The sequence below is a fragment of the Pseudomonas sp. SIMBA_041 genome, from assembly GCF_046535095.1.
GTDB lineage: Bacteria > Pseudomonadota > Gammaproteobacteria > Pseudomonadales > Pseudomonadaceae > Aquipseudomonas > Aquipseudomonas mucoides.
In genome coordinates, this window is the sequence record NZ_JAWRXJ010000074.1 from 1 (window position 1) to 378 (window position 378).

The 378-nt window shown below is 27.8% G+C and carries 1 protein-coding gene; it reads left to right on the forward strand.

Annotated features, from left to right (window positions below):
* Nucleotides 1–208 (forward strand): helix-turn-helix domain-containing protein (locus tag SB725_RS30280; protein WP_410923037.1); only part of this gene is annotated, 208 nt, incomplete at its 5' end.
* Nucleotides 209–378 lie beyond the last annotated feature (170 nt).

Here is a 378-nt window from a genome sequence, read left to right on the forward strand (position 1 = left end):
TTTTTCCGAATATGTAAATGATCTTAGGATAAATTACTTGCTAAAAGAATTGCAGGAAAATCAAACACTTCGTAAGTATACTATTCAAACTATATCTGAAGAGTTTGGATATAAAAGTCCTACAACGTTCATTAAAGCATTTAAAGACAGGACTCAAATGACACCATCTGACTATATTAAAGAACTAAATAATAGTGCAGTAAAATAACGGCAGGAGACAACATTTTGTAGGAATCGATTCATAACAATGATGATTGTATTGCTTTGAAATAACTCTTATATTTTAATTTTAGGTGAACATATAATCGATAAATATCTATGTGTTTGTCGATATATTTCGATCTATATTCTAAAGTATTTTATATCGAAATATCGGTA